The sequence below is a fragment of the Diplocloster hominis genome, from assembly GCF_032380655.1.
Lineage (GTDB): Bacteria > Bacillota > Clostridia > Lachnospirales > Lachnospiraceae > Diplocloster > Diplocloster hominis.
Genome location: NZ_JAWDIY010000013.1, coordinates 92,620 through 113,726 on the forward strand (window position 1 = coordinate 92,620; position 21,107 = coordinate 113,726).

Consider the following 21,107-nt stretch of genomic DNA (forward strand, 5'->3'; position numbering starts at 1 on the left):
TACACAAGAAGGGAAGGAATAGAAGTATGAAAAACAGTTGGAATCGTCCGTCGGACAATCAGGGATGCAAAAAAAGCACAGGAAAATGGAAAAGGCTGACCGCCCTGGGAATGGGGGTTATGCTGTTAGCCGGAGCGCTGGCAGGCTGCGGCAGCCCGAAAGAAGAAAAACAGCCGGAAGCGGCAGGTGATACCGCGGTCCAGGAAACCGCAAAAGCGGGAGGAGAGAAAATACAGCTTAGGTATGCCACCGGTGACTCCGGACCGGCCGTTACCGTGCAGGAACAGATCGTAAAAGCATTTAACGAATCCCAGGACCAGATCGAGGTGAAGTTAGAGACCTACGGAACGGCATTTGATCAGAAACTGGCGGCGGCCATCGGTTCTGACAACGCGCCGGACATCGTGAAAATGTGGAATTTCCCGGCGTACTACGAAAGCCTGGTACCACTGCAGGATAAGATCGACAGCCTGGAGGACAAGGACGACTTCTACGCGACCTTATTCAACTACGCGGACATGAACGGAAATATCTACGGTATGCCGATCGGATTCTCCACCAGAGCCATCTATTATAACAAAGACTTAACGGATGCGGCAGGAGTTACCATCAGCGAAGACTGGACGATGGAGGATCTCAAAGCGGCGGCAGCGGCCACCACAAAAGACGGGGCCACCGGTTTATACTTCTACTACAACCCAGACCCCTATGCGTTAGAATCCATGCTCTGGTCCAACGGCGGGGAGTGGCTTGATGATTCCGGTAAGCCTGTGATCAACAGCGAGGCCAACAAGGAGACACTGCAGTTTTTACACGATATGATCTACAAAGATAAAATAGCCTATACCGGAAACAGAAATGATGATTTCGGCCAGGCGATGGGTTCCGGGAATTACGCATTCGGCGAGATGGGTAAATGGTTCGTCTCCGCCATAAATGACGCCGGAATCAACTTAGGGATCACCACGATGCCCAAATTCGAGGGCGGAGAGAGCATGAGCGTGGTTCACGCCTCCTTCCTGTCCGTGACTAACGGCTCCAAGAATCAGGATGCAGCCTGGGAATTTATCAAATATTACACCAACTATGAATCAGTAAAAACTCTGTGCGAAATCGAAATGCCGGTCCGCGAATCTGTCGCCAAAGACACCGGTTTACTGGATGACCCTCAGATGGCGCCGTTCTATACGATGCTGGAGCGCTCTGAAGCCAAGAGACCTTCTCTTGTAAAATCCGCTCAATGGCCGGAAGTGAACTCCGAGATTGATGCCGGACTGGAAGCGATCTTCGCTCAGGAAGATGCGGATGTAGCCGCAGTTCTGGATGAAGTACAGACCAAGGTGGAAGCCATTATCCAATAACGAAACTTGACAGAGGGTTGTCGTATCTAAGACAGATACGGCAGCCCTTTTATAAAGGGGAAATATATATTATGAAGTTAAAAGGAAAGAAAAAAATCATACCATATCTGTTCATCTCTCCGTGGATCGTGGGATTCCTGGTATTTACCCTGTTCCCGCTGGCCTTTTCCCTGTTCATGAGCCTGTTTGACTGGAAAATCACAGGGACCCGGGAGTTCATCGGAATCGCCAACTACCTGAAAATGTTCCAGGATTCGAATTTCTATCATTCCCTGGGCGTCACGTTCAAATATGCGGCCATGCTGGTACCCATCAATGTGGGTATTGCGCTCTTGCTGGCCGCCCTGGTCAATGTGATCAAAAAGGGGGCCGGGTTCTTCAAAACGGTATTCTACATCCCGACGATCATCTCCGGTGTGGCGCTGGCGCTGATCTGGTCCTGGATTCTGAAGGACAATGGGATTATGAACCAGCTGTTAAATGCGGTCGGGCTTCCTTCCGTGCCCTGGCTTCGAAGCCCGGATGCCGCTATGTGGGCGGTGGTCCTGACTACCATCTGGGCCCAGGGCTCCATGATGTTAGTATTCCTGACCGGGTTAAAAGAGATTCCTGTTTCGGTGACGGAGGCGGCTATGATCGACGGGGCCAGCGGATGGAAGAAATTTACCAGGATTACGCTGCCGTTAATCAGTCCCACCATCGTCTATAACCTGATTATGGCGATCATCGCTTCGTTCCAGCAGCTGACCGTGGTGATGAACCTGACTGCCGGAGGCCCCAGCAAGTCCACATACATATATTCCCTCTATGTATACGAGAACGCTTTTAAAAAATTCCAGTTGGGATACGCTGCGTCCAATGCCTGGGTAATGTTCCTGGTTGTGCTGGCTTTGACCGTCGCCGTGCTGTTCATTTCTAAAAAATGGACGTATTACGAAGTGTAGGGGGAGTGGAAATGGAGACGAAAATAAAAAAAACAGGTGTCTATGTAATATTGATTCTGCTGGCAGTCGTATTTTTATTCCCGTTAATCTGGGCATTGCTGACGGCTGTTCGGAATCCGGCGGAACTGGGCCAGTATCCGATCCGCTTTATCCCGTCGGAATTCCATCTGGAAAATTTTAAAGAAGCCTGGAATGCCCAGCCGTTTACCAGGTATCTCATAAACTCGCTGGTCGTAACCGTGCTGGCGGTGATCGGGATGACCCTTTCCAGCGCGCTGGTGGCCTATGGTTTTGCGAGATTTGATTTTAAAGGCAAAGGTTTCTTTTTCATACTGATGCTGTCAACCATGATGATCCCGTGGGATGTTCTGGTGATTCCGCTCTACATGGAATACAATGCGTTCCACTGGCTGGATACGCTAAAGCCTCTGATCGTGCCGGCCTGGTTCGGGGGAGCGTTCTATATATTCCTGATGAGGCAGTTCCTGCGGGGGATTCCCAGGGACTTCGAAGAATCCGCCATTATAGACGGAGCGAATTACCGCCAGATCTTTACCCGGATCTTTCTGCCGCTGATGAAGCCCCAGCTGGCCCTGTCCGCCATCATGTATATGATCGTGGTCTGGAACGATTATCTGGGGCCCCTGGTGTACATCTCGGATTCCGACAAATTTACGCTGCCCATCGGATTATCCCTCTTTAAGGGCGCTTATACCACAGATTATACGTCTATCATGGCGATCACCGTGCTGATGACGCTGCCCACCATGATCGCGTTCTTCCTGGGACAGAAGCAGATTCTGAATAGTAATGTATCGGCCGGTATCAAAGGATAGGAGGGAGGAGAAGTATGCAGACGATTGATTTAAACGGCGCATGGAGCGTAGAGTATGACAACAGGATTCAGGAAATTCAGATCCCCTGCGCGGTGGAAACGATTATGGAAAACAGGGATTTTTACGGTCCCTTCCTGTTCCGGAAATGTTTTTTGCTGGGAGAGATAAGCCCGGTCAACACGTACCGCCTGGTCTTTGAGGGAGTCAGCTATTCCTGTGAGGTGACCCTGAACGGGCGGAAGATAGGGGAACATGAGGGGATCTGGGATTCCTTTGCAATAGAAGCGGCTCAGACCGTCCAGACAGGGGAAAATGTACTGGAAGTCCGGGTTATGAAGCCGGATTTTGACAAAAACAGCCCGTATTTTTTCCGGTCGGTTCTGTTTGGATTCATCCCGGATATTATGCTGCCCTTCGGCGGAATCTGGAAAGGGGTATCCCTGGAAGTGCGGGAATACGGCGCATTTGACAGGCTGGTTCCGGTATTCAGTATGGAGAACCGCGCGATTGAGCTGGAAGCGGCTTTCAGCATGGAGAACCGTGGGATTGAGCCGGAAGCGGCATTTGACATGGAGAATTGTGCGATGGCAAAGCACTGCGGGATGGATGCTGATGACAGGAGGCAGGAATCCGCCGACTGGTCCGTGGAAACCGTGGTAGAAAACCCGGATCGCAGTAAGAGTGTAGTCCGAATGCCCTGCCAAAATAAAATGCGGGTTCCCGTCACAGATGTAAGACCCTGGTCGCCGGATCAGCCAAATGTGTACCGGTGCACGGTGACCCTATATTACAAGACAGTGGCGTGCGACACACGCGTGTTTACGGGAGGGTTCCGGGACATCCGTATCGAGGACGGAGAAATTCTGCTCAATGGAAATCCGTTCTATATGCGGGGAGCCCTGCACTGGGGATGTTATCCGGACCGGATGCTGCCGGCCCCCACATACGATGAAGTGAAGGAAGAACTGTTAAGTCTGAAAGAACTGGGATTTAATACCGTGAAACACTGCCTGTATTTTCCTCCGGCCTGTTACTATGAGCTTTGCGATGAGCTGGGAATCGTGACGTGGCAGGAACTGCCGCTGTGGCTGCCTTTTGCCAATGAATGTCTCAGCAGCCGGATTTACCGCCAATATCCGAAGATGCTGGATGATTTTATGCGGTATCCCACCGTCTGCGTCGTAAGTCTTGGCTGTGAACTGGATGCGACAGTGCCGGAAACCGTCTTGAACGACCTCTACCGGATGGTAAAAGAACGGGAACCACAGATGATCCTGTGTGACAACAGCGGTTCCGGTGAGTGCTTTGACGGAGTCTGCGGTGCGGATTCGGATATCTATGATTATCATTTTTATCCGGAGCTGCCCAGGTTTGATGCGCTGCTGCATGAATTCACAGCCGGTTATCGGAAGAAGAAGCCCTGGCTTTTCGGGGAATACAACGATGCCGACACCTTCCGGCCGGTGGCAGGAACGAAGTATGAAGCTGTCTGGTGGACGAATCCCAGCGAGCGGAAGAATCTGCTGCGGAAAGTCCATAAGGGCTTCGGTTCCGATCAGCCCGTATACCGCCAGAGGGAAATCCTGGAATCCTATGGTGTGTCAGATGAAATCGGCGGGCTTGAGGAATTGAGCAGAAGGCAGATGATGGACACCAGGAAATATCTGCTGGAGATGACCAGGAGTTTCCCGGAAATCAAAGGATATAACATTACTACGATCCGGGATGTCCCACTTACCACCTCCGGTATCTTTGACGGGGAAGGGAACAGTAAATGCGATGCCCGGATTATGAAGAGGATCAACGGTGACGTGGTAATCGCGCTGCAAAAAGACCTGGGCAGAATCTGGGAACACGGGGGAGACCGGTTTCGGAATGCAGATCCATTTAATTATTATGCAGGAAGCAGTATCAAGGGGCGGCTGGTAATCTCCAACCGCAGCAACAGGGAGCTGGAAGGCTTTGTCCGGTTACGCTTAAGAAGCGGGGACAGGCTGATCCTTGAACAGGCAGAAAGCTGCCGGATCAGGCGGAATGAGACAGCACAGCTGTTGCAGCTGGCGGTTCGGCTTCCGGAACTGGTTTGCCCGATGCTGTACACGCTGGAGGCAGAAGTATCCGGAGATGATTTTAGCTATTCGAACAGCTGGGAAGTGTGGAGTTACCCCAGAGTACAAAATATTCAACCCCTGTATCTGCTGGATGATTCCGGCAGCTTCAGCGGTATAGAAAACTTTTTTACAGTAGAGAGAATCAAGGATATGCGCGATATCCGGAAACTCCGTGCGGGGGACATCCTGCTGACTACCCGTCAGGATGAGGAAGTGTCAGACTGTCTCCCGAAAGGGGTTCCGATGATTGTCTGTGTGAAAGGAGAAGGCGGGATACCGGTCCGGTATGTTCCCTTTTACCGGGAAGGAGTAAAACGTATTTTCCCCCATCCGGTCACAGACCGGCTGAAGCATAAGGGGTACGCTGCCCTCCAATTCTTTGGAATCTCCACAGACCGCGCTTTTGACAAGAAGGAAATGGAAAGCTACGCGGGTACTTACAAAAGTCTGATCCGAAGATATGACGCCAGAACCTATGAGGTCCATGATTATCTGGTGGAGTATCAGAAAAACAACCGCCGTATCCTGGCTACTACGCTTCAGCTTGACGGCGGACAGGGAAGCCAGCCGGCAGATTTCGCTTCGAATCCGCTGGCGGTATGGCTGCTGAATGGTATGCTGGAATATCTGCGGGAAAGGGTAACGGTATGACGCTATTAACGAGAAAGGGAAAATGGAACGCCGAAAAGAATAAATATTACGAAGGAGCATGGGCCCAGGGCAACGGCTATATTCAGATGCGGGCCTCCTTTGAGGAGGATCTGTCGGGCGCTTCGCAAGAGGAACATTACTGGCGCCTGCCTGCGAATGTGACGCTGGAAGAAGCCAGGAATCCGGTCAGCAAATGGGGTGTTTATGTCCCGGGTATCTATGGGAACCATCCGATTTTAGGGGAGGAAATTGTTAATCTGCCGTATCCGGTCGGTATCCAGCTTTATCAGGACGAGGAACGATTCGATATGGGCCTCTCATCCTATTCGGATTTTACGCAATCCCTGAATTTGAAAAACGGGTTATTGACAAGACATTTTGTTTGGAATACTGCAGCCGGATCTCTGGAAGCGGAGTACACAAGATATGCGAGTCTTCAGAACCCGCATTATATCATTCAGAGAATCGGGCTGACAGCCCGTCAGGATATGGAGATCAGGGTGGAAAGCTTCGTAGACGCGTCGGTCACCACGAATGGGTACAGTCATTTCACGGACACGAAACTCTTTCACCAGGAGGGGCTTTGGGCGGAAGTTACGCTGGACAGCGGACAGATGGTCTGTATGAAATGCTTCTGCAAATTTGAGGACGGAGATTATTATAAGGAAGAGAGCTCCCGCACGGAACAGAGGCTGCGGGAGATATGGAAACTTCGTTTGAAAAAAGGGGAACCGTTTGTCTTTTACAAATACAGTGTGATCGTGACCAGCCTGGATTGGAGCGATGATACTGATCCGATGGGGGTATCAGGGCCCTTCGGGGATCTGCTCCGTCTGCGGGAACGCATGGTGGCGCTTGAACTGGACGCGGAACGGCTGACACTGGAAGCCCATGAGAAGATCTGGGCAGAACGGTGGAGCGAATCGGACGTACAGATCGTTGGGGATCAGCGGCTGCAGGAAAGCCTGAGATTCAGTATCTATCATCTGCTCCGCGCTTTTCCCTGGTCCTCCCGGGCCGCGGTCGATGCGAAAGGCTTCGCAGGAGAGGCATATTTCGGCCACTATTTCTGGGATACGGAAGTTTACCTTTTGCCGTTCTATCTTTACACTGCGCCTGAAAAAGCCAGGGCTTTGGTAGAATTCCGGTACCGGATGCTGGATGGTGCCAGAGAGAATGCCGCCCGGTATGGATATGCCGGGGCCAGATATCCATGGGAATGCTGCCAGTCAGGCCTGGAACAATGCTCGAACTGGCAGTATGGGGATTTGGAAGTACATGTAACCGCAGATGTGATTTATGGCCTGTGGCATTACTGCCAGGCCACGGGAGATACCGGGTTCCTGCTGAATGAGGGACTGGAAATGATGGTGGAAACCGCAAGATACTGGTGCGCCAGGGCAGACTGGACGAAAGATACCTGCCATCTGCTGGGAGTGATGGGCCCCGATGAATATCTGGCCTTTACCAATGACAATGCCTATACCAACTATATGGTGAAATTTTCGCTGGATCAGACTTTGAAAACCCTCGAAATGGCCGGGGAAGAGCGGAGGAAGGAACTGGGCGTGACGGTACCGGAGATGGAAGAATTTCAGAAAGTACGTGATGGTCTGGTATTTTTATATGACGAGGATGCTCATTTTATCTGGCAGTGCCAGAATTTTGACCAGTTCGCGGACGTGGACTTTGACAAAGTCTGGAAGGACCGCAGCAAGCCGTTCGGACATTTTATATCCCAGGAGAAAAATTACCGGAGCAAAGCTTTAAAACAGGCGGATACCGTGAGCTTGTTCAGCCTGTTTCCGGATGCGTTCGATGAGGAGACCAAAAAGAACTGCCTGGAATACTATGAGAAGCTTACGACACATGATTCCTCCCTTTCCTATGTGATCCACGCGCTGGTTCACGCAGGCGTGAAGGATGCGCGGCGCAGCTATGAATTTTTGCAGAAAAGCATGGAGATCGATCTGGCGCAGCGCGGGGCGGCAGAAGGCATCCATATAGCAAACGCGGGAGGACTCTGGCAGGCAGTGGTCTGCGGACTGGCCGGGTTTTCCGGACAGGGGGAGGATGGACAGCCTGTGTTCCGTCCGGCTCTCCCGGAACATATACACGCCATCCGGTTTGCCCTCTGCCTGAAAGGCCGGCGGTATCAGGTGGAGGTAACGGCTGACCAGGTTACGGTGACAAAGGAGGAAGGATAAATGTTTGATCCGATGAACCATATATTTGAACTATCCGGTGCCAGATCCCGTTCGATCACAGCGGAGAATCCAACGGGAGGGAAAGGCATGGGCGCCATGGCGAAGATCGCCGAAGGGGATACGGACCATCCGGCCAGAGAACTGGGCACGGGCTGGAAGGTCAGGCCTTATGTGGAAATTGAAGCGGGAGAAGTATATGAGATCGCGTCTATTCCTGAGAGCGGTAAAATCACCCATATATGGATGACCGCATATGAGCAGAGCGTCAGGTCTTTGATCCTTCGGATGTACTGGGATGGTGAAAAGACCCCCTCGGTGGAAGTGCCGCTGGGTGATTTCTTCTGCAATGGCTGGTGTGAGCGGGCGAATATTTCTTCGGCTCCGATCAGCGTGAATCCGGCGGGCGGTTATAACTGCTATTTCCCTATGCCGTTTCGGCAGGGGGCCAGAATTACGGTGGAAAACATAGGGGCGGAGAAGAGAATCTTCTTCTACCAGATCGATTATCTGCTGGAGGCGGTGAGTGGCCGGGCGGCATACTTTCACGCGTCATACCGGCGGGAGAATCCGGTAAAGTATCAGGTACCCTATACGATCATCGACGGAATCCGCGGAAAAGGACAGTATGTGGGAACCTACGCGGCCTGGCAGGTGAACAGTAACCGGTGGTGGGGGGAAGGGGAAGTGAAATTTTACCTGGACCACGATACCGAATTCCCCACGATCTGCGGGACCGGCACGGAGGATTATTTCGGGGGGGCCTGGAATTTTGAGCAGCCGGCAGGAGAGTACGGCAGCTTCAGCAGCCTGTACCAGGGGCTTCCCCAGGTGATAAAGCCTGACGGGCTGTACCGGGCGAATACCCGGTTCGGCATGTACCGTTTCCATATTCCGGATCCCATCTATTTTGAGGAAGAGCTTCGTGTGACCATGCAGGCACTGGGATGGAGGAGTGACAACCGGTTCCTGCCGCTGCAGGATGATATTGCCACTGTAGCTTACTGGTACCAGACGGAACCACATCAGACTTTTCAGCCGCTTCCAGACCGGAACGGGTTGGAAGTAAATTAGGAGGAACGCATGGAAATAAGAGCTTGTATCTTTGATCTGGATGGTGTGCTGTGCGACACGGCCAGATATCACTACCTGGCCTGGAAGAGACTGGCAGGTGAACTGGGATTCCCCTTTACAGAAGAACAAAATGAAAGGCTCAAGGGGGTCAGCCGTATGGATTCCCTGGACATCCTTCTGCAGATCGGCCATGTGGAGTGCACCGGGAAAGGAAAGGAAGAACTGGCGGAGAAGAAAAACCGCTGGTATGTGGAATATATCAGCCGCATGGATCAAAAAGAGCTGCTTCCCGGAGCTTTGGAATTCTTAAGGGAATGCAGAAAATGCGGACTGAAAACAGCCCTGGGTTCTGTCAGTAAAAACGCAGGGATCATCATAAACCGGCTGAACCTCAGTGAATACCTGGATGCTGTCGTAGACGGAAGCCAGGTTTCCCGGGCAAAACCGGACCCGGAAGTATTTCTGACGGGGGCAATGCGTCTGCAGACGGATCCGGCCGCCTGTGTGGTGTTCGAGGACGCGGCCGCCGGGGTGGAGGCCGCAGGAAGAGCCGGGATGAAGTGTGTGGGGATCGGAGATCCCCAAATCCTGCGCCAGGCGGACCATGTGATTCCGGGCTTTGAGGATGTGCATGTGGAGATGCTGAGACGATGGTTTTAGAGGAAAAGGTCTCCGGGGAGCAGGTATTCGGGAACCCGCTGTTTTACTATAATATAGCCACTTTTCTCTATTTTTGTGTGGCGGGGGTCATCTCCACCTTTTATTATCCGTTTCTGACCCAGCAGGTCGGGCTGAACCTGGTACAGGTCAGCCGGGTGACTTCGTTTGGAGCCGGGTTTTCCCTGATCGTTCAGCCGCTGCTGAGTCATCTGTTCTCCAGATCCAAGAACAAAAAAAGGTTTATCATTTCCTATCTGGGGAGCCTGCTTGTATTGTGTGTGTTGTTTTTGCTAGTGAGACAGGAGTGGATCTACTGGTTTGCGGTGGCCTACGGCTGCGTCGGAGTACCGCTGATCGGGACATATGAAATATATATTGAGAAAATAGCAGACCACCGGGGATTTTCCTATGCGAAGATCCGAAAATGGGGCTCTGTGGGAATGGGGTGCCTGACGCTTACAGGCGGGACGATTCTCAGTTTGTTTTCCTTTCAGGGGCTGCACCTGCTGGGGATATTTCTGCTGTGTGTCTGTATCCTGATTATCTGGAGGAAATTCGCAGATGTGCGGACAGCGGACAGAAATAAGAAGATCCGGTTTTCCGAGAATTTTAAAAATAAGAACGTCTGCGTACTCTACCTGATGAGCTTCTTAGGGATCGGCAGTTATGTGGGGTGTGATTTCGCATTTTCCTCGTATCTGACCCAGATCGTGGGAGATGTGAACCTGTCCAATCAGTTATTCAGTTTCAGTACCGGGATGAAGATTTTCTCTGAATTCCTTTGTTTTCTTGTCATTGGGAAGTTCTTTCAGAATTATAATGTGAAGAAGACATTTCTGATGGTATTTGTGTTTTCCGGGCTCCGCTTTCTGTGCATCTCCACCGGTATCGTGCCGATTGTGATTCTGGGGGATCTGCTGCACGCTATTGTATTTCCGCTGTTCCTTACTGTGATCTTTCAGTATCTGCACCTGATGACACAGAGCAGGCTGGTATCCGGCTGCTATGGGATCGTGTCTATGCTGATGTTCGGGTTTTCGAATTTTATATTCCCACCGATATTTTCGGGTATCCAGGCGGCATTTGGATATGAGATGATCTATCGGGTGAATGTGGGGATAGCGCTTGTTACCGTATTAATTGGCGGGAAATTTCTTCCGTCAACTACTGGAAAATCTGAATCAGATTCAAAATGACGTTTACAAGGAACAAATCTTTTGCTTATAACCATATAGAGGGCAGCCGCCCACAGGGGTGGCTAGCCTTCCCGGTGGAAAAATACCTACCTGTACTGGCTAAGTGACAAGGCAGGTATTTTAATTTGTGCCTTGATGGGAATCCCTTCAGGATGCCAGTATCAGATTTACATTGGCCTCCAGCACCTCCCGGTCGATCCCGCCGCCCAAGGAATCGGTAATCAGATAATCGATCGTACCACAGAAATCAGCAAATTTACCAATATAAGATTCGTTGAATTTTGTATGGTCTGCCAGTACAAATTTTTGCTTGGAGGCATTCAACATATGTTCTTTAATGGCACAATCATCCAGATTGGGGTCGGAATAGCCATACTCCGGGTCAATACCGGAAGTGCCGATAAAACATTTGTCTACCTTGATGCCATCTACCATTTTTACAGCGATGGTTCCATAAGCGCATTGCAAACGGCTTTTTACCTGGCCGCCGGTATGGATCAGCTGAATATCCTGCCGGTCAATCAGCAGAAAGATCGCTTTGAACGAATTTGTGATCACTGATAAGCCCTTCTTATTTCCGGATGCGATCAGCCGGATCAGCTCCAAACAGGTTGTTGACGAATCTATAATAACCGCATCGTTGTCATCTATAAATTCATATGCCTTTTGGGCAATTAATTTTTTCTCTTCCGGACATAACACAGACAATTCCTGATCTGACATATCTTTCCCAGCAGGTTTATATAAAATGGCTCCGCCGTGAATACGGCGGATTTTTTTGTTTTCCTGCAATTCGTCCAGATCCCGCCGGATAGTTGCTTCAGTAGCTTTCAGTAAATGACTCAATTCACTGACCTTTGCCACTTTATTTTTGGAAATAATCTCTATAATACGGTCTTTGCGTTCTTGTGCCAGCATGGATACCACTCACCTTCCTTATAAATAATTTTATCAGGATTTTGTACTTTTGTTTATTATACCAGAAAAATCCAAAAAGAAAATGATAAAGTTTGAAAATTATCGATTTATTTTTTAAATTTACAATAAATGATAAAATTCGATAAAATATATTGACAAAATATAATAAAGTGATAAAATACAAATAAATAAGATAAAAAACAAACATAAATGCTAAGAAAAGAGGTATAGAAACCATGGCGCTTGAGAAGGTACATAAGATTCTGGAAATGGCAGAGCAGGCACATACGTCTGTAATGGCCTATATCTGCATCGACTATAATATGGTGTATTCAGCCATAACGATTGCGGAAGAACTACAGAAGCCGGTTATCATCATGCTACTGCCGGAACACTGTATTACTTATAATGTGGCAGGGGTAGCGGGATTTGCCGCGATGGTCAGAGAACTGGCCCTCGGCGTCAAGGTACCGGTCGGCTTACATCTTGATCATAGCAGTGATTACGCTTATATCATCCGTGCGGTGCAGCAGGGATTCCCTTCCGTCATGATCGACGGATCGATGTTCCCCTATGAGGAAAATATCAGGCTGACAAAAAAGGTGTGTGAGGCGGCTCATGTTCTGGGCGCGGATGTGGAAGCAGAATTAGGACATGTGGGGCTTGCAATGGACGATGCGGCCTGTCAGGAGGAGTTTTATACGAATCCCGAGACAGCAGCGTCCTTTTGTACGGAGACAGGAGTAGACTCCCTGACCGTTGCGATCGGAAATGCCCACGGCACCTATAAGAAATCTCCTCGGCTGGATATAGAACGGTTGGTGGAAATTGACAGGGCGACAGACGTTCCACTGGTACTGCACGGAGGAAGTGGGATTCCAGACGACCAGCTCAAGCAGGCCTTTGCGAAAGGAATAAACAAATTCAACGTGGGTACCGAATATTTGGCCTGTTACTATAAGAGTATGGAGGAATATGTAAAAATGCATGAAGGGGAAGAAGATCCCCTTTGTATGCTCGGATTTTCCGGCTATGCGCAAGAACGGCTGATGGAATATCTCCGGAAGAAAATGAGTCTGTCCGGGTTATAGGTAGAATACTGCAGTATATAATATCGGCCGCTAGGTTTTACGAAAGAAATGTCCTGGCTGATATTTATAGAAGGAAATGAAAAAAAGGCAAAGAAAACCAAGAGGCAAAGAAAACCCAAAACAATGAAGGAGGATGACACATGAAAATGAAAAGATTGCCGGCATTCCTGACCGCCGTTGTTCTGACTGCCGTTTGTCTGTTTGGATGCGGCGAAAATACGCAGACACAGAGTGCGGAAGAGGAACCGAGTACCCAGGAAACGCAAAAGGAACAGCAAGGAAAAACGACGGAAAATGCAGACACAGACACGCAGGAAAGTACAGAGGTCACGCAGGGAAAAGAAGTGGATGACAAATTGTTGATTGGAGTCTCCATCAGAAGCCTGGACAATCCCTACTTTGTATCCGTTGTGGACGGGATCAATATGTTTGCCGACCAACTAAAAGAAAAAATAGGCGAAGATAATGTGGAAGTACAGGTATCGCTCTGTGAATACAGCGATGACCAGCAGGTGAATGACATCAAGGCTATGATAGCCAAAGGCGGCAAAAACACCATCATTTACTGTGACCCCAATGATGCGCCTGTCGCTGCTTCCATAGCGGAGATCTGTGAGGAGGCGGGCGTTTACTGGGGAACTACCTGGTCCTACGCGGAGGGGGTACTGCCGATGGATTATGAATATTATGTCTATTATCAGACACCCGGGATCGTGGACAGCTTAAAACAACTTTGTCTGGATATGTTTGCAGACTTCAAAACACCGAACCAGGGAAAAATACTGGCGGTTCAGGGAAATCTGTCCAGCACGGCTGCGATTGACCGTTTTGCAGGTCTTCAGGCGGCGCTTGAACAAACGCCGGGAGTCGAACTTTTGGATGCCCAGGCCTGCGATTTTGAGGTGAGCAAGACGCAGGCCTGCGTGACCACCTGGTGCAGTAAGTATGATATGAATACGATAGACGCCATCTGGGTGGACAACGATGAAAACGCGCTGGCGGCACTCGAAGTGTTGACAGCAAAGGGATTCAACGGCAAAGTGATGCTTACGGGATTTGATGGAATTGAAAATGCGGTAAACGCAATCCGGAACAAAGAAATGTACGGAACGATAGGTTCGAATCCATGGCTTCAAGGAGGTCTGGGATGTTCATATCTGTATGCGGTGTACAGCGGACAAGTAGATTTAAAATCATCACCCCAGAGTCAGCGGATGTTCTATACCCCAACGATTCTGATTGAACCCGATAATGTGGAAGAGTACAAAGCGGACTACATAGACAGTGTTCCCGAAATGGATATGATGGATTATACAAAATTATTTTATAAGGCTTTTGAACCGTAATATGACCTGGTAAACTGCAGGGAGTCAATCAAAGATCCATATGGGGCTGTGGCAAATTAGGACAGGATTGCAGCAGCCCCCATTCTAAAATAAGGTGAATTTATGGCAAAACATACATCTATGAAATTGACGGTTGCGCAGGAATTCGAACTGGAACAGGAGCGGGTCAGAAGAAGAGTATTTTTGTTTAAATTCGTTCCGCTGGCGATTCTGGCTTTACTGGTTATTTCCTTTGGTATTCTGACGCCTCAGTTTCTGCAGTTCGAAAATATTTATACAAATATCTTGGATATCGCAGCGGTTTCCATTATATTGGGCGTCGGTATCACCCCGGTGGTTCTGACCGGCGCCATAGATTTATCCCTGGAGGGATTTCTGGGATTCGGTGCATGCTTTTTTGCCGTTTTTATACAGAACAGCCGGACAGGATATGATTGGGGAATCGGGGCGGTACTGTTGACACTGATCGTTGTAACGGTGATCGGGGGTATTTCAGGGGCGATTCATGTTTATTTGAAACTGCCTTCCTTCATGGTGACATTTGCGATCGGCTATATATTAAAAGGAGTGGGATTGCTTACCTATATGGGAGTTCCTGGAACCATTACCGACGAAGGTTTCCGCAATCTGTATTTCCATACCTTTTTAAAGCTGCCCATTACGACCTGGATCGCGTTCGGCATATTCCTGATCGGATTATTCCTGGAAAAAAGGACGGCCTTCGGAAGATATGTATATGCGATTGGAGACAATGAGCAGATCCCGCTCATGTCGGGTATCCATACCTCACGGGTTAAAATCCTGGTATTTATGTGGAGCGGGTTCTGCTGCGGAGCGGCTGGGCTGGTCGCGGCCGCGAAGCTTGGATACTGTATCATGTCCATGGGATCGGGGACCCTGTTTCCGACCCTGACAGCGGTCGTCGTGGGCGGGACGCTGCTGACCGGTGGAGTGGGGGGAGTCGTGCAGACAATAATCGGGGTTTTTATTGTAACCGTGATCAATAACGGTATGGTGATGTTGGGAGTGGATTCCACACTACAGAGCGCAGTACAGGGGATAATTCTGCTGTTGGCTGTCGTGATTGCTTCCATGAATTCCAGAGACAAAGTAGTGAAATGACAGGGAGCGGATGCCTGGGAGGTACGAATATGGTAGAAGAAAACAGGAAAATACCGGTATTGGAATGTATCAAAATAAGAAAAGAATATCCGGGGACACAGGCGCTTCATGATGTGGATCTGCAGGTGAATCAGGGTGAGATCTTGGGCCTGATCGGTGAAAATGGAGCAGGGAAATCCACACTGTTAAAGATTATCATGGGATTTGAAAAGCATACATCGGGAAATATGCGAAAAGAGGGAAAAGAATACGTACCTTCGAATACGTTGGAGGCAAATGCCTGTGGTATCGGTATGGTGTTTCAGGAACAGTCGCTGGTGAGCAACCTGACCGTAGCACAAAATATCTTTCTGGGCAGGGAGAAACGTTTTAAGACCTGCGGTACAGCGGTTCGCTGGAGGGAAATGAACCGGGAAGCGGAAAAAATATTGGGGGATATCGGAATATCGGATATACAGCCGCAAAAACTGGTGTTGGATTACAATTTTTCCGTCAGACAAATGGTGGAAGTGGCGAAGGTATTGAGCACGATACGGGATTCCAAAGCCGGCCGCTGCCTGGTTCTGTTTGACGAACCTACTTCTCTTTTAAATGAGGAGGAGGTCAAGAGGCTGTTCGGACATATCCGCCGGCTGAAAGAAAAGGGGCACTCAGTCATTTTTGTATCACACAGACTGGATGAAGTATTGGAGATCAGTGACCGCATCTGCGTATTCAAGGACGGAAAAAATGCAGGGTCCGTCATCACGAAGGATGCGGATGAACATCTCCTCTATGAAATGATGGTAGGACGAAGCACGACAGGAGAATATTTCCGAATAGAGGAACAGTCGGCGCCGGGAAAGCGGGTTTTGCTGGAGGCGGAAAAGATATCGCTGCGCAGTTCCTTTAAGGACGTGAGCCTTACACTGCACGAGGGAGAGATACTGGGAATCTGTGGCGTGGTCGGATCTGGAAAAGAAGAAGTCTGTAATGTCCTGTGTGGGGACAAACGTATGGACACGGGTATCCTGCGCGTAAAAGGGGAGGAAGTCCGGTTTACCACCCCCGGGGCAGCTCAAAAACGGGGAATCCTCTGTGTCCCCAAAGAGAGAAGGATCGAAGGAATCGTGGGTTTGCTGCCCGTGGAGGAGAACATCGCCTTGTCCTCTTTAAACAGGTTGAAAACCGGTCCATTTTTAAAAAGAAAAGCTGTGCGCTCACTCTATGAGAAATGGCACCGTCAACTGTCGATTAAATGTTCCTCGCCAAGGACAGCGGTACAGGACTTGAGCGGAGGCAATGCGCAGAAAGTGGTTTTTTCCAGAGTGCTGGCAAGTGACGCAGACATTCTGATCCTGAATCATCCTACCCGTGGAGTTGATATCGGAGCAAAGGAAGAAATTTATGGATTGATCCGGGAAATGTCCAAAGTAGGGAAAGGGATCATCCTGCTGTGTGATACGCTGGATGAAGCCATCGGCTTAAGCCACCGTATTCTGATCATGAAGGATGGGCTTATTACCGGTGAATTGGAGGCGAACAAATATCATAAACCGGACAAAGTGCAGATTGTTGAGTACATGATGTAGGAGGATGCCTTATGAAACATCGAACGGTCCAGAAGATGCAATCGTCCGCATTTCTATCATTCGCGGCATTGGCAGTGCTGGTCATCATATTTACCATAATCAATCATTCCTTTCTGTCGCCAGACAACGTGGAAAACCTGTTGGAGAGCTTAAGCCCAATGCTGATCATGGCCATGGGAACTACGCCTGTGATTCTGCTGGGCTCCACGGACCTGTCCATAGGAGCTGTAGTTTCTCTGGGAACGGTGATATTTGCCAAATTTGCCCCGGATCTGGGCATCTATACCTATCTGCTCGTTTTGGGTGTGGGAATTGCTTCTGGCTGCATGGTTGGCATCCTGAATGCAAAACTAAAAGTCCCATCCTTCATCGCCAGCCTGGCATTTATGAGTATATGGTCCAGTGCTGCGCTGATACTGACTGACAGTGGAGGACCGATCGCATTTCCAAAGAAATACTGGCCGATTGTGGCATGGGCGAGAACACAGATCGGCAGGCTTCCCTCTTCTTTTCTTCTGGCAGGGGTAGTATTTATCAGCTACTGGATACTCATCCATCACACCGTGTTGGGCAGCCGGATCTATGCGATCGGAGCAAACGAAAAAGCGGCCCGGCTGGCGGGGGTCCCTTGTGTATCGACGAAAGTTATAGTGTTTACGATGGCCGGATTCCTGTATGCGGTCGCAGGAATTTTGTACCTGGCAAAGATCCTAAGCGGCAATCCTGGAATCGGAGATGATTTTACCCTGTTGACTATAGCAGCGGTTGCTCTGGGTGGGATATCTCTATCAGGAGGGAAAGGTACGGTATTCGGTACTCTTCTGGGAACCGCTTTTGCGGCGGTCATAACCAACGGACTTACTGTGATCGGGGTAGATTCCTGGTGGCAGAAGGTTGTCTTTGGCGCGGTTATCATTATTACCGCCTATATGACCTCAGATAAGAAAAATACGGCAGCGGTAAAATAAAGGAGGTATCCGAATGGAAAACAGGAATTTATCAATACAGGAATTTAAAGAGCCTGGGGTGGAATACCGCCCGGTTCCCTTCTGGGGACTGACCAAGACCCTGAAAGAGGAGGAATTACTGGCACAGATCCGGGAGATGAAGGATAAGGGATGGGGCGGTTTTTTTATGCACGCCAGATACCCCCTGATTACTCCCTATTTATCGGATGAATACATGGATCTGATGAAAAAATGTGTTTTGGAAGCAAAGAAATTAGGGCTGAAGGCCTGGATCTATGATGATTCTCCCTGGTGTTCGGGGAGTGCGGGAGGACTTACAGCTGCTGGAAAAAAAGAATACAGGAGTAAGGCACTGGTTTTGAACCTGTATCACCGGCTGACACCCATTGACGAGGAGGAGGCCATCGCCTATTTCGGCATGGAACTTAATGATAAGGGGTTGCCCGGCAGAATTCGCCGGATACAGGATCCAAAGCAGGATAAGGGGAAGGAACACTATTTCCTTCACTTTTATTTATTTACCGAGCCGCTTCACTCTTCCTACGAGCCCGGATTCTATGATGACTGCGTAGTACACGGGTTTGCTGCGTCGGATAATCTGAATCCGGATGCGGTAAAACGGTATATCGATATTACCTACGACCGATTTTACCAGGAAATGCCGGAAGAAGCAGGTGAGACCTTGATGGGCGGTTTTTCAGATATGCCGGTATATAATTGGAACTACAGCACCCCCCATCCCAGCATTCCATGGACCAACGGGTTTGATCAATATTTCCGGCAGCAATATGGATATGATCTGATTCCTCATCTGCCATCTCTATTTTTCGATGTAGGTGAGAATGACGATAAAATCCGATGTGATTACTGGAAGGCGGCTTCAACTTTATTTTCTGAGACCTATACCCGGCAGTTGTATGAATGGTGCGACGAACATGGTATGCTCTATTCCGGCCACTATTGGGGAGAGGAGACTCTGCATTGGCAGATTCCCTGGTGCGGGGATGTGATGCAGCACTTCCAATATCAACATTATGTGGGGATGGATCACAGTATCAAAAGCATCGAGGACCCGATCGGGATTAAACAGGCATCCACAGCAGCCGAACAGCTTGGCAAGCCCAGGATGATGGCGGAGAGCTATGGACTGTCGGGAAATGGATTGAGCTATGAGCAGAGAAAGTGGATTGCGGATTGGGAATATGCCCTGGGTGCTGATTTTCTTATTCCCTATATTGCCCAAAGCTCCTTGAAAGGGAGGGCGAAACGAGATGAACCCGCAAGCATATTTATCCAACAGCCCTACTGGCAGCATGAGAAATTCCTGTATGATTATTATGGAAGACTGAGCTATGCCCTGACCAGGGGGCATAGGGTGGTGAATCTTTTGGTACTTCAACCATTAGAGACTGCAAGAACCCTGTACACGGCATCGAAATATGTAAGCCACTGTTACCGACCGGATGATACACGGTTCGAGGCGGCAAATGCCGGGCTATTCGCCTATAATCAGGACTGGATGGAGCTGTGTGATCAGCTTCTGGCCTGGCACCGGGATTTCCACATCGGGAATGAAGAATTGATGGAGAAGTTCGGAAATACGGAAAAAGGGCTGCTTCGGATCGGAGAATACCGGTATCCGGTCGTGCTTGTTCCACCCAGCAGATCCTGGTCGTCCCACACTGTAAACATGCTGGAAAACTTTGCGGCAAACGGAGGTACCATTATTGCCGTGGAACCTGTACCTTTTCAGATCGGCGGTGTTCCCGATGAACAGGTCCTTCCGGCAGCCACTAAAATTGTGAGTGATTTCCATGGGTCCCTGGAGCGGGAACTGGATCTCTGCCTGGATAAGGATATTCAAATGCCGGAGTGTGCGGATATTCTGTATCAGCATAGGGAGACTGGGGAGGAGGATATATATTTTCTCGCCAACACCAGCATGGAACACACTTATCTGAATATGGAATGCTGGATAGAGGGAACCGGTCATATAGAGGTTTGGGATTCCATTACGGGGGAGCGCTTCGAACTAGCGGGCAGGCATGAAAAAGGTGGCCTTTCCTTCCATCTGGATTTCTATCCGGTATCCAGCTATCTGCTGGTGCGAACGAACAGGGAAACAGGGAAGCTTAAGCAATATAAGGCGCTGCCCACCACTTTTTCAAATGAAATTCCTCTAAACGCGGAGTGGCAAATCAAGACGGATGATCCAAATGTACTTGTTCTCGACTACTGTGATCTGCAGGTGGGAGATACCGGATGGGTCATGGGAATTCCGATTTTTAAAGCACAGCAGACGGCACAACAGGGAGGCGCTGGCAGTCCCTACCGGCAGCGTTTTCATTTTGTACTTGGCGAGGATTGCGGCCCCCTTTATGTGGTATTGGAAGATCCGGAGCGGATATCTATGCAGATCAATGATCAACAGGTGTTGCTGTCGGGGCACGAATGGTGGGTAGATCCGTCATTCCACGTATTTGAAATCACTGAATATGTAAAATCCGGAAGAAACCAACTGGAGGTATCCGGAATTGTGGGAATCGATACGGAACTGGAAAATTATATGATACTGGGACAGTTCTCTGTGGTGGACAAAGATGGAGAGTTAGTGATCAAAAAAAGGATCTGCCTCGGAAAAGGAGAGGATCTGACGCGGGAGGGATACCCCTTTTTTACAGGCCACATTTCCCTGGAACAGGAGGTGGAGGTCACAGACATAACGGGCCCCGCTTATCTGAAAATAGAAAATGTAAAGGCAGTGATGGCACGGATATTTGTAAACGAAGAGTATCTGGGAAATCTTCCCTGGAAACCATATATAGTGGAGATTACCGGACATCTACGTCCCGGATTAAATAAAATCCGGATTGAACTAGTTACCACGCGGCGGAATCTTTTCGGACCACATCATTACAAATTCAAAGAAGAAGAGACTTTCAGCGTGCCGGCCAGATGGGTGAACGAGGCTTATTGGATGGATGAATATTATTTCTCGCCGCTGGGGGTGAGCGGGGTAAGCGTATGCTTCCGGCGGGCGCAGTGACGGGAGGC

General features: G+C 49.5%; 15 protein-coding genes. 14 read left to right on the forward strand and 1 reads right to left on the reverse strand.

Annotated features, from left to right (window positions below):
- Nucleotides 1–26 precede the first annotated feature (26 nt).
- From ABC831_RS13605 to ABC831_RS13640, 8 genes are all read left to right on the forward strand, one after another.
- Nucleotides 27–1,361: an ABC transporter substrate-binding protein gene (locus ABC831_RS13605; protein WP_343248652.1), complete on the forward strand. Its 1,335-nt coding sequence runs from the start codon at nucleotides 27–29 to the stop codon at nucleotides 1,359–1,361.
- A gap of 71 nt (nucleotides 1,362–1,432) precedes the next feature.
- Nucleotides 1,433–2,305: a carbohydrate ABC transporter permease gene (locus ABC831_RS13610; RefSeq protein ID WP_343248653.1), complete on the forward strand. Its 873-nt coding sequence runs from the start codon at nucleotides 1,433–1,435 to the stop codon at nucleotides 2,303–2,305.
- 11 nt (nucleotides 2,306–2,316) lie between these two features.
- Nucleotides 2,317–3,141 carry a carbohydrate ABC transporter permease gene (locus ABC831_RS13615; protein ID WP_343248654.1) on the forward strand — a complete coding sequence of 275 codons (825 nt, stop codon included), beginning with the start codon at nucleotides 2,317–2,319 and terminating at the stop codon, nucleotides 3,139–3,141.
- Nucleotides 3,142–3,155: 14 nt separating this feature from the next.
- Complete coding sequence (locus tag ABC831_RS13620) at nucleotides 3,156–5,903, forward strand: glycoside hydrolase family 2 TIM barrel-domain containing protein (RefSeq protein WP_343248655.1); 2,748 nt, start codon at nucleotides 3,156–3,158, stop codon at nucleotides 5,901–5,903.
- Nucleotides 5,900–8,110: a glycosyl hydrolase family 65 domain-containing protein gene (locus ABC831_RS13625; RefSeq protein ID WP_343248656.1), complete on the forward strand. Its 2,211-nt coding sequence runs from the start codon at nucleotides 5,900–5,902 to the stop codon at nucleotides 8,108–8,110. The genes ABC831_RS13620 and ABC831_RS13625 overlap by 4 nt, the downstream gene beginning before the upstream one ends.
- Entirely contained in the window at nucleotides 8,111–9,181 is a 1,071-nt protein-coding gene (locus tag ABC831_RS13630; RefSeq protein ID WP_343248657.1) for a glycoside hydrolase family 172 protein, read from the forward strand.
- A gap of 9 nt (nucleotides 9,182–9,190) precedes the next feature.
- Entirely contained in the window at nucleotides 9,191–9,841 is a 651-nt protein-coding gene (gene pgmB / locus ABC831_RS13635) for a beta-phosphoglucomutase (RefSeq protein WP_343248658.1), read from the forward strand.
- A complete protein-coding gene (locus ABC831_RS13640) occupies nucleotides 9,832–11,037 on the forward strand; it encodes an MFS transporter (protein ID WP_343248659.1) in 1,206 nt (401 codons plus the stop codon). The genes pgmB and ABC831_RS13640 overlap by 10 nt, the downstream gene beginning before the upstream one ends.
- A 147-nt stretch (nucleotides 11,038–11,184) precedes the next feature.
- Here the strand turns inward: ABC831_RS13640 and ABC831_RS13645 are convergent, their stop codons facing one another.
- The gene (locus ABC831_RS13645) at nucleotides 11,185–11,955 is read right to left on the reverse strand and encodes a DeoR/GlpR family DNA-binding transcription regulator (RefSeq protein WP_343248660.1); all 771 of its coding nucleotides are present in this window, start codon (nucleotides 11,953–11,955) and stop codon (nucleotides 11,185–11,187) included.
- Nucleotides 11,956–12,191: 236 nt separating this feature from the next.
- Between ABC831_RS13645 and ABC831_RS13650 the strand changes: the two genes are divergently transcribed.
- From ABC831_RS13650 to ABC831_RS13675, 6 genes are all read left to right on the forward strand, one after another.
- Entirely contained in the window at nucleotides 12,192–13,046 is an 855-nt protein-coding gene (locus tag ABC831_RS13650; protein WP_343248661.1) for a class II fructose-bisphosphate aldolase, read from the forward strand.
- A 140-nt stretch (nucleotides 13,047–13,186) separates the two neighbouring features.
- Complete coding sequence (locus tag ABC831_RS13655; RefSeq protein ID WP_343248662.1) at nucleotides 13,187–14,392, forward strand: sugar ABC transporter substrate-binding protein; 1,206 nt, start codon at nucleotides 13,187–13,189, stop codon at nucleotides 14,390–14,392.
- Between the two features lie 102 nt (nucleotides 14,393–14,494).
- The gene (locus ABC831_RS13660; protein ID WP_343248663.1) at nucleotides 14,495–15,514 is read left to right on the forward strand and encodes an ABC transporter permease; all 1,020 of its coding nucleotides are present in this window, start codon (nucleotides 14,495–14,497) and stop codon (nucleotides 15,512–15,514) included.
- Between the two features lie 29 nt (nucleotides 15,515–15,543).
- Nucleotides 15,544–17,085: a sugar ABC transporter ATP-binding protein gene (locus ABC831_RS13665; protein WP_343248664.1), complete on the forward strand. Its 1,542-nt coding sequence runs from the start codon at nucleotides 15,544–15,546 to the stop codon at nucleotides 17,083–17,085.
- 11 nt (nucleotides 17,086–17,096) lie between these two features.
- A complete protein-coding gene (locus ABC831_RS13670) occupies nucleotides 17,097–18,053 on the forward strand; it encodes an ABC transporter permease (RefSeq protein WP_343248665.1) in 957 nt (318 codons plus the stop codon).
- A 13-nt stretch (nucleotides 18,054–18,066) separates the two neighbouring features.
- On the forward strand, nucleotides 18,067–21,099 hold the full coding sequence (locus tag ABC831_RS13675) for a glycosyl hydrolase (protein ID WP_343248666.1): 3,033 nt from the start codon (nucleotides 18,067–18,069) through the stop codon (nucleotides 21,097–21,099).
- Nucleotides 21,100–21,107: the final 8 nt, after the last annotated feature.

Bases quoted from the DNA above. Each gene is read 5' to 3' on its own strand.
- ABC831_RS13645 (WP_343248660.1), bottom strand. From the start codon at position 11,955: ATGCTGGCACAAGAACGCAAAGACCGTATTATAGAGATTATTTCCAAA.
- ABC831_RS13670 (WP_343248665.1), top strand. From the start codon at position 17,097: ATGAAACATCGAACGGTCCAGAAGATGCAATCGTCCGCATTTCTATCA.
- ABC831_RS13655 (WP_343248662.1), top strand. From the start codon at position 13,187: ATGAAAATGAAAAGATTGCCGGCATTCCTGACCGCCGTTGTTCTGACT.
- ABC831_RS13650 (WP_343248661.1), top strand. From the start codon at position 12,192: ATGGCGCTTGAGAAGGTACATAAGATTCTGGAAATGGCAGAGCAGGCA.
- ABC831_RS13610 (WP_343248653.1), top strand. From the start codon at position 1,433: ATGAAGTTAAAAGGAAAGAAAAAAATCATACCATATCTGTTCATCTCT.
- ABC831_RS13665 (WP_343248664.1), top strand. From the start codon at position 15,544: ATGGTAGAAGAAAACAGGAAAATACCGGTATTGGAATGTATCAAAATA.
- ABC831_RS13605 (WP_343248652.1), top strand. From the start codon at position 27: ATGAAAAACAGTTGGAATCGTCCGTCGGACAATCAGGGATGCAAAAAA.
- ABC831_RS13630 (WP_343248657.1), top strand. From the start codon at position 8,111: ATGTTTGATCCGATGAACCATATATTTGAACTATCCGGTGCCAGATCC.
- ABC831_RS13620 (WP_343248655.1), top strand. From the start codon at position 3,156: ATGCAGACGATTGATTTAAACGGCGCATGGAGCGTAGAGTATGACAAC.
- ABC831_RS13660 (WP_343248663.1), top strand. From the start codon at position 14,495: ATGGCAAAACATACATCTATGAAATTGACGGTTGCGCAGGAATTCGAA.
- pgmB (WP_343248658.1), top strand. From the start codon at position 9,191: ATGGAAATAAGAGCTTGTATCTTTGATCTGGATGGTGTGCTGTGCGAC.
- ABC831_RS13675 (WP_343248666.1), top strand. From the start codon at position 18,067: ATGGAAAACAGGAATTTATCAATACAGGAATTTAAAGAGCCTGGGGTG.
- ABC831_RS13625 (WP_343248656.1), top strand. From the start codon at position 5,900: ATGACGCTATTAACGAGAAAGGGAAAATGGAACGCCGAAAAGAATAAA.
- ABC831_RS13640 (WP_343248659.1), top strand. From the start codon at position 9,832: ATGGTTTTAGAGGAAAAGGTCTCCGGGGAGCAGGTATTCGGGAACCCG.
- ABC831_RS13615 (WP_343248654.1), top strand. From the start codon at position 2,317: ATGGAGACGAAAATAAAAAAAACAGGTGTCTATGTAATATTGATTCTG.